General features: G+C 70.3%; 6 protein-coding genes. 4 read left to right on the top strand and 2 right to left on the bottom strand.

The features are described from left to right. Positions 1-136 precede the first annotated feature (136 nt). Entirely contained in the window at positions 137-2,074 is a 1,938-nt protein-coding gene (locus tag FE633_RS18755) for a phosphatase PAP2 family protein (RefSeq protein ID WP_138046320.1), read from the top strand. Between the two features lie 98 nt (positions 2,075-2,172). On the opposite strand, the gene tgmB is transcribed toward FE633_RS18755, so the two are convergent. Beyond that, positions 2,173-3,162 carry an ATP-grasp ribosomal peptide maturase gene (gene tgmB, locus FE633_RS18750; RefSeq protein WP_138046319.1) on the bottom strand — a complete coding sequence of 330 codons (990 nt, stop codon included), beginning with the start codon at positions 3,160-3,162 and terminating at the stop codon, positions 2,173-2,175. A 16-nt stretch (positions 3,163-3,178) separates the two neighbouring features. Further along, positions 3,179-3,370, bottom strand: coding sequence for a putative ATP-grasp-modified RiPP (tgmA, locus tag FE633_RS18745; RefSeq protein ID WP_119099162.1), 192 nt, complete (start codon positions 3,368-3,370; stop codon positions 3,179-3,181). A gap of 448 nt (positions 3,371-3,818) precedes the next feature. Here tgmA and FE633_RS18740 point away from each other — a divergent pair, with 448 nt between their 5' ends. From FE633_RS18740 to FE633_RS18730, 3 genes are read left to right on the top strand one after another with little or no spacing between them, the layout of a single operon-like run. Continuing rightward, positions 3,819-5,039: a serine hydrolase domain-containing protein gene (locus FE633_RS18740; protein ID WP_138046414.1), complete on the top strand. Its 1,221-nt coding sequence runs from the start codon at positions 3,819-3,821 to the stop codon at positions 5,037-5,039. 27 nt (positions 5,040-5,066) lie between these two features. Further along, entirely contained in the window at positions 5,067-6,338 is a 1,272-nt protein-coding gene (locus FE633_RS18735; protein ID WP_425473191.1) for an FAD-dependent monooxygenase, read from the top strand. Further along, positions 6,335-7,375, top strand: coding sequence for a phosphotransferase family protein (locus FE633_RS18730; protein ID WP_171060020.1), 1,041 nt, complete (start codon positions 6,335-6,337; stop codon positions 7,373-7,375). Before FE633_RS18735 ends, FE633_RS18730 begins: the two co-directional genes overlap by 4 nt. Positions 7,376-7,383: the final 8 nt, after the last annotated feature.

Raw genomic sequence — 7,383 nt, 5'->3', positions numbered from 1 at the left:
GGCCCCCGCCCCCGACCCACCCACCGGCAGAAGGCGCCCCCCGCCCAACCGCCGGAGGCACCGGCACACGCCCCCGACCCACCGACAACCGTGAGCTTCCGAAGTCCCCGAACTTTCCCACGAGAGAGGCGACCACATGACCGGGCAGCAGACCCGTCCCCCGCACCTTCCACCGCACAACCGGCAGGGCACCGGCATCGACCGGCGCGTGTTCCTGCGGAACTCCGTGGGAGTCTCGGCGGGACTGATCGCCGCTCCGGCACTCACCACCTGGCCGGCCGCGGCAGCCTCTCCCCCGGCCTTCGTCGACTCCTACACCACCAACACCCTCACCAATCAGACCCCCGAGACCAACGCGGCGATCCGCATCCTCGACGGTTTCGCCAAGGTCTGGAAGACGGGCTCCGACTGGAACACCGGCATCCCGCTCATGCCGGACGTCCTGCGCGCCAACATGCGCTACTGCGCGCGCGTCACCGCTCGCCGCACCGACGCGCAGGCGCGGCTGGCCTTCATCCATGACCGTCAGCACCAGAGTTACGCGGTGATCGCGGGCCTGGGCCCCCTCGCCGACCTCTACAAGGCGGGCGCGAAGGCGGTCACCGGCATCACGTCCGCGCCGGACGGCGTACCGGCGGGCAAGATCAACGACACGCTGCCGGCCGACGCCCCGGCGGGCTCCGCGCTGGGCGCGGGCTCCCACGACTCCGAGCTCGGCAAGGTGGCCGAACTGGTCGACACCGTGCGCGGCCCGTTCGCCTCCGGCAACCCCAGCAAGTTCGCGTACCAGTACCCGCGTCCCTGGCGCATGACGCAGGACAGCGAGGTCGTCGACACCGGCGAGAAGGACTCGCTCGGCTACCCGGTCTACGCGTCCGACGTGGTGGTCGTGACGCAGTTGCTGCGGCAGCGGTCGGAGGACCCGGCCGAGGACGGGGGCTTCCCCAGCGGGCACACCAACGCCTTCTATCTCGCGGCGCTGGCGATGGCATACGCCGTTCCGGAACGGTTCCAGGAACTGGTGGCCCGCGCCTCCGAGCTCTCCCACACGCGCATCGTCTCGGGCATGCACTCCACCGTCGACGTGATCGGTGGCCGCGTCCTCGCCACGGCGCTCGCGGCCGCGACGCTAGCCGACCCGAAGAACGCCGGCCTCAAGGCGGCGGCCCGTGCCCAGGCCGCCGCGTACTTCCAGCAGCAGACCGGCACCACCGCCGACACGCTGTACGCGTACGCGCACTCGGCGGGCCTGGACACGGATCCGTACGCGAGCCGCGCACGCAACTCGGCAGGCGTCACCCCCCGGTTGACCTACGTCCTGCCCCAGCGGCCCGCTCGGGACCGCATGACCGTCCCGAAGGGCGCCGAGGTCCTCCTCGAGACGCGCCTGCCGTACCTCTCCGCCGCCCAGCGACGCGAGGTGCTGCGGACGACCGCGCTGCCCGCGGGATTCGTCCTGCTGGACGGCTTCGAGCAGTGGGGCCGGCTGAACCTCTTCGCCGCCGCCGACGGATACGGGGGGTTCGACTCTGACGTACTGGTCGCGATGGATGCCTCCGAGGGCGGCTTCTCGGCGGCCGACACCTGGCGCAACGCCATCGACGGGCGGGGTGCGCTGGTCAAGCGGGGCACCGGCACACTGACCCTCACCGGAGCCAACCGCTACACCGGCGGCACCACCCTGGAAGAAGGTGTACTGGCGGCCGGTTCACGGGACGCGCTCGGCTGCGGAGACGTACGGATCGAGGGCGGCACGCTGCGGCTGCCCTCGGCACTCCGGGTACGGGGGGCCTACGCCCAGTCGTCCGGCTCCACGCTCGACGTGACACTCACCGACGACGGCGTACCGGCCCTGACGGTGACCAGGCGTGTGGCTCTTGACCGGGACAGCACGCTCGTCGTCCGACTCGACGAGAAGCGCCCGCCGACGCCAGGCACCTTGATCCCGGTCATCAACGCCCCCGTATTGCAGGGCCGGTTCGGCCGCATCACGGTCGACGGAGACGGAGACGGCTACGACGCAGAGCCGGTGTTCACGGCTCGCGGTCTGTGCATACGGCTCACGTCGAAGTGACCGGCCTACGGGCTGTGTTCGGCCTAACCGGCCTACGGGCCGTGTTCGACGGAGCGGCCGTCGTTGTCCGGCGCCGGGCCCTCGCCCGGCGCCGGGTGCTATCCGGGGCACTCGGTGAAATGCGGCCGGCCGTTGGAAATGGCCGGATCCGGGCCAGGAGCGGCGAGCCAGTCGGCGACGGCACCCGCGATGGGCTGGTTCGTCTCGATTTCCACGAAACCGAACTGACCTGACTGGTTGCACTCCAGAAACCACCAGATCCCGTCCGCGTCCTCGGCGAAGTCGAAGGCACCGTAGGCGAGTTGGGCATCCTGGAGGTAGCGGTGCACGCTCGCGGCGATGCGCGGCGGGGTCTCGACCGGGTGCCAGGGTGCGGTGGAGACGGCGAAACGGACGTCCACCTCGTCGGGGTCGGCGTCCGGGCCGACCGGCTTGCGTGCGGCGAAGAGACGGTCGCCGACACAGGTCAGCCGGATGTCGGCGCGTTTGGCCACCCGCCGTTGGAGCAGGGTCGGGCCGAAAGCGACGGCCGAGAAATCCGTCTCGGGTGCGACCCTGCTGGTGGGGACCGCCCTGGGCGGCTCCTGCGGATGCGCGCCCGAGACGGGTTTGACCACCAGGTCCGGGAAGCGTGCCGCGAAGTCGCGGGCCGCCTGCGGAAACGTGGTGATCGTGGTGGCCGGTACGGGAAGCCCGCTGCGCTGGGCGAGATGGAGCTGCCAGGGCTTGTGGCGTGCCCGGCGGGCCGCGTCGGGGTGGTTCATCCAGCGTGCGCCGGTGGAGCGAAGCATGCCGTAGAGGGCCTGCGTGGACTCCTCGGTGAGCCAGGCGGACGCCTCGGCGACCCGTGTCGCGGGCACGCCTGGCCTGCGGACCCAGACGGACCGCAGACCGCTCATGCTCACCAACCGGTCGCCGGTGGACAGATGGCCGCGGAAGGTGCCGTGCACGTACTCACCCGACAGGGCTACGCCTCCGGGCAGGTCGGCGGGGTCGAGGCGGACGACCGGAACTCCCGTTCCGTCCAGTCGCGCCACCACCATGTCCGCGGTTACATCCTGTTCGCACGTCAGGATCAGAACCGTCATCGTTCGGGGTCCGTCTTCAGTCGTCGAAGTGGGTCTTCGAGCCCGCGGTGGACGTCGTGGCTCCCAATTCCCGCAACACGGCGTAGTCATGAGCGGCGATCCGCCCGTCGGGGAGAACGTTCAACTGCAATCTGGAGTCATAGGCATACGGAACGCTGGCCTCCAACTCCTGTGCCGGACGGGCATAGTTGAGCGCGAACGGTCGCATTGGTTCTCCTTGCTCGGTGCTTACCACATCAGGCAGATCATGACTCTCTGGCGTCATGGTGCCTGGCAGGTCTGCAGGGCTTCCACGGAGATATACGAATCGAACTGGCGAATGGTTGCCTCACGCTACGTAATCACGACAGCCGTTTGGTCTTCCGCTCTCGTCCGGCTCGAACCGCTCTCTCTCGCACAGGGCAGCCATCCGCCCTCTATGACGCGCGTTGCGGCGATCCGGATCCGGTCCCCAGCCGCAGTTCAGCGCACTGGCGCACATGATGGCCGGACGAGTGCTCCGCGCGCCCGCCCGCCTCGACGCGGGGGAAGACGACTTCGCCGCGCGGGGTGTGGTGCGTCGCGTGCCGACGGGTGCGGCCGTAGATTTCCTTCGGATGACCTCTCCATTCCTGGTCATCAGGCATCAAGTGGTCGGCCGTCGAGGGGAGCAGACGATGGGTCAGCTGCGGCAGGAGGTGGAGCCGGCCGAGGTCGGCCTGGATCCGACGGTGCTGGACCGGCTGGACCGGCACTTCGCCCGCCGTGTCGACGACGGCCGGTTGCCCGGGTACCTGGTCTCCGTGTCCCGTCACGGCCGTGTCGCGCATCTCACTACGTGCGGCCTCCGGGACCGGGAGGCAGGTCTGCCGGTCGAGCCGGACACCGTGTGGCGGATCTACTCCATGACCAAGCCGATCGTGTCCGTCGCCGCGCTGATGCTGCACGAGGAGGGCCTGTTCGACCTCGACGACCCGGTGGCCCGGCATCTCCCCGCCTTCGCCGAACCGCAGGTCTACGCGGGCGGGGCCGGACCGGACGTCACGACCCACCCGGCCAAGGGCCCCATCCTCATCCGGCACTTGCTCACCCACACCGCGGGGATGACCATGGGCTCCTATCACGCCCACCCCGTCGAGGACTTCTACCGTGCCGCGGGGGTGGAGCCTTCGGACCCACCGGACGCGGACCTGGCCGAGGCCTGCGCGGTGTACGCGCGCCTGCCGCTCCAGTTCGAGCCGGGGACGGAGTGGAACTACTCGGTCGCCACCAACGTCGTAGGGCGTCTCGTCGAGGTGCTGTCGGGCCGTCCGCTCGACGTGTTCCTGGCCGAGCGGATCTTCCGGCCGCTCGGGATGGCGGACGCCGGGTTCTGGGTCGGTCAGGACCAGGCCGAGCGGCTGGCCGTGCTCTACGCGGAGGACGAGGAGGGCGGAGTCAACCCGACTCCCGGCCGGCCCCTGCACAGCCGTCCGCGCCTCTGCTCCGCCAACGGCGGGATGGTGGCGAGCGCCCACGACTACCACCGCTTCATGGAACTCCTCCGCGGGCGCGGAGAACTCGACGGCATCCGCCTCCTCGCCCCTGGGACGGTGGACACCATGGCCTCGAACCACCTCCCCGGCGACCTCCGTACCTTCGGCAGCCCCGTTCACGACCAACCCGACAACGCCGGCGTCGGCTTCGGCCTCGGCGTCTCGGTCGTGACCGACCCGGACCGCAGCGGGACGCCGTCCACTCCAGGGGCGTACGGCTGGAGCGGCGCCGCCACCACGACCTTCTGGGTCGATCCGCGCCACGACCTGACCGTGCAGTTCCTGGGCCAGGTACGCCCCGCGGCGGCACCCACGTTCCTCCGGGAACTGAAGGGAATCCTGCACGAGGCCGTCGCGGACTGAGCCAAACTCAAGGGGGAGGCGGAATCGGTGCAGAGGGCGGGGCACAAGACGCAGAGGACGGGGCGCGGGACGGGGGCGAAGCGAGGCCTGCGGATCGCCGTTGTCGGCGGGGGAATAGGCGGTCTGACGTTGGCCGCGGCGCTGCGGGCAGCCGGCGTTTCCTGTGTGGTCTTCGAGCAGACGCGGGAGTTCGCCGAGATCGGCGCCGGCGTCCAGCTCGCCCCGAACGCCGTCCGGCCGCTGCGTCGGCTCGGGCTCGGTGACGCGCTCAGGGAACGCGCTGTACGGATCGAGGCGATCGAGTTCCAGAGCTGGAAGGGCGCGTTGATCGCCCGTACCGAGTTGGGGGCCGAGTGCGAGCAGCTGTTCGGCGCCCCTTACTACAGCGTGCACCGGGCGCATCTGCACGATGCTCTACGGGCACTCACCGGGCCCGGCGAGCTCCGGCCGGGCCACCGGCTGGTTCGTGCGGAGGAACTCCAGGACCGGGTGCGTCTGGTGTTCCAGGACAAGACTCTCCATGAGGCGGACGTCGTCGTGGGTGCCGACGGCATTCACTCCGTTGTCCGTGACGAACTCGTACAGGACACTCCGGTCTTCTCCGGCCTGAGCGCGTTCCGCGGGCTGGTGCCTGCCGAACGGTTGTCGCCTGCCGCACGCCGGCCCCGGGTCAGGCTGTGGCTGGGACCGGGCGGGCACTTCGTGTGCTACCCCGTGTCCGGAGGCAAGCTGATCAGCTTCGCCGCGATTTCCTCCCTCAACGCCCCGCTCACGGAGTCGTGGTCGGCCACGGCGGATCCGGCCACGGTGCGCGGCGCCTTCGACGGCTGGCACGGCGCGGTCCGCGACATTCTCCAAGCTGCCGACGAGGTCCGTCACTGGGCGCTGCACGACCGTGAGCCGCTGCACACATGGTCGACGGACCGGCTGACCTTGCTCGGTGATGCCGCGCACCCCATGTTGCCGTTCATGGCGCAGGGTGCGAACCAGGCCATCGAGGACGCGATGGACCTCGCCGCATGCCTGGCTGAGGCCCGCCCGGAGACAGCGCCCGCGGCACTGCGGCGATACCAGTCCCTGCGTGTCCCTCGCACCGCCGCGATCCAGAGCGGTTCCCGCGGCAATGCTGCCGGTATGCACCTCGCCGACGGTGAGGAACAGCACGCCCGCGACCAGGCGATGCGCCGTTCCGCCGCGCTCCACCACCGGGCATGGCTGTACTCCTACGACACCGAGGACATGCGAAGGCCGCACGTGTTCCCACCCACGCCAGGATCACCGGGGAAGCTGACGCTGTGAGCCGCGAGCAGTCCGCACACGACATGGCCACCCGCATCGAGCGCCTGGCGCAGACCGAGCCCGGGCGCCTGGGTCTGCCCGAGCAGACAGCAGCACCCGCGCCACGGAACACCAGGGTCCGGCTGCTGGGACAGGGAGAGAGCTACACGGCCTGGCGCCTTGACGTCGACGGGACTCCTCCCTTGGTCGTCCGGGTCACACGCCGGGCCCCCGAGGACCTGCCCAGGCCGATGAGCGAGGAGTTCGCCGCCCTCGCCCTCCTTCCCGACGGCATCGGACCCTCGGCCGTGCTGCTGGAACAGGCACGCGACAACCCTCTGGGGTCGCCCTACATGGTGTGCGGATACGTTCCCGGCCGGGTGCTCAGGCCCGCGGAGTGGAACGACGGACTGCTGGCCGCACACGCCCGCCAGATGAGCAGGCTCCACGCGCGGGCCTTCGACCGGTGCGGTGACGTAGGCGCACCGGCGGCGGACCGGGCCACGTATCTGTCGCCGACCCGCCTGTTCACCGCCGGCCTCACCTGGTGGAGCGAGACATTCCCGCACGTTATCGAGGACCCGGAGGTGAGTCGGCTACTCCCCCGCGTGGAGACCTTCATGGCGGCGTCGGAACCCGCCTTCCGGCGCCTGGAGCGGTTTGCCCTCGTCCACGGCGACCTCGTGGTTCCCAACATCCTGGTCGACGACGCCGGCACGCCGCGTTACGTGGACTGGGAATGGGCCGAGATCGGCGATCCGGCGCGGGACCTGGCTTACATCGGCGGCCGCGTACCCGCTCCGCCGTGGTATCTGCCGCTGGATGGTACGCGGATCCGCCGGTTCCTGGAGAGCTATCTGCGGCACGTCCCCGACACCGGCGAGACACTGGACAGCCTCGAAACGCGCCGCGACGCGTGGGAGGTGTACGAGCGGTTCTTCTCCTCCCTGCACTTCCGCACCCGCCGCGACACTCCCGAAGACCGGCGGACCGGTCTCTACAGCCACGCGGTCGCTCAGCTCACGGCCGGTCTCCACCACCGCCTCGCCCGGTCGTGAACCAGCAC

The sequence above is a fragment of the Streptomyces montanus genome (assembly GCF_005786655.1).
GTDB classification, from domain to species: Bacteria; Actinomycetota; Actinomycetes; order Streptomycetales; family Streptomycetaceae; genus Streptomyces; species Streptomyces sporangiiformans.
This window is presented reverse-complemented; position numbering and strand designations above follow the sequence as displayed.